Source organism: Streptomyces sp. NPDC042201, from assembly GCF_055582185.1.
In genome coordinates, this window is record NZ_JBVJDS010000026.1 from 1 (window position 1) to 1419 (window position 1419).

Annotated in this window: 1 rRNA gene; it reads left to right on the top strand. The window is 55.8% G+C overall.

The annotated features are described in order from the left end of the window. Positions 1–1398: ribosomal RNA gene (locus ACZ6MZ_RS33930) — 23S ribosomal RNA — on the top strand; the annotation flags it as partial. Between the last annotated feature and the right edge of the window lie 21 nt (positions 1399–1419).

Below are 1419 nucleotides of genomic sequence, written 5' to 3' on the forward strand. Positions count from 1 at the left end.
TGTGCCTGAGACCTGATGCCGAGCCGATTGTGGTGAAGTGGATGATCCTATGCTGTCGAGAAAAGCCTCTAGCGAGTTTCATGGCGGCCCGTACCCTAAACCGACTCAGGTGGTCAGGTAGAGAATACCGAGGCGTTCGGGTGAACTATGGTTAAGGAACTCGGCAAAATGCCCCCGTAACTTCGGGAGAAGGGGGGCCATTCTGGGTGATCATCTTTACGGTGTGAGCTTGGGGTGGCCGCAGAGACCAGCGAGAAGCGACTGTTTACTAAAAACACAGGTCCGTGCGAAGCCGTAAGGCGATGTATACGGACTGACGCCTGCCCGGTGCTGGAACGTTAAGGGGACCGGTTAGTCACATTTCGGTGTGGCGAAGCTGAGAACTTAAGCGCCAGTAAACGGCGGTGGTAACTATAACCATCCTAAGGTAGCGAAATTCCTTGTCGGGTAAGTTCCGACCTGCACGAATGGCGTAACGACTTCTCGACTGTCTCAACCATAGGCCCGGTGAAATTGCACTACGAGTAAAGATGCTCGTTTCGCGCAGCAGGACGGAAAGACCCCGGGACCTTTACTATAGTTTGATATTGGTGTTCGGTTCGGCTTGTGTAGGATAGGTGGGAGACTGTGAAGCTTGGACGCCAGTTCAGGTGGAGTCGCCGTTGAAATACCACTCTGGTCGTGCTGGATGTCTAACCTGGGTCCGTGATCCGGATCAGGGACAGTGTCTGATGGGTAGTTTAACTGGGGCGGTTGCCTCCTAAAGAGTAACGGAGGCGCCCAAAGGTTCCCTCAGCCTGGTTGGTAATCAGGTGTTGAGTGTAAGTGCACAAGGGAGCTTGACTGTGAGACCGACGGGTCGAGCAGGGACGAAAGTCGGGACTAGTGATCCGGCGGTGGCTTGTGGAAGCGCCGTCGCTCAACGGATAAAAGGTACCCCGGGGATAACAGGCTGATCTTCCCCAAGAGTCCATATCGACGGGATGGTTTGGCACCTCGATGTCGGCTCGTCGCATCCTGGGGCTGGAGTCGGTCCCAAGGGTTGGGCTGTTCGCCCATTAAAGCGGTACGCGAGCTGGGTTTAGAACGTCGTGAGACAGTTCGGTCCCTATCCGCTGCGCGCGCAGGAGTCTTGAGAAGGGCTGTCCCTAGTACGAGAGGACCGGGACGGACGAACCTCTGGTGTGCCAGTTGTCCTGCCAAGGGCATGGCTGGTTGGCTACGTTCGGAAAGGATAACCGCTGAAAGCATCTAAGCGGGAAGCCTGCTTCGAGATGAGGACTCCCACCCCCTTTGAGGGGTTAAGGCTCCCAGTAGACGACTGGGTTGATAGGCCAGATGTGGAAGACCGGTAACGGTTGAAGCTGACTGGTACTAATAGGCCGAGGGCTTGTCCTCAGTTGCTCGCGTCCACTGTGT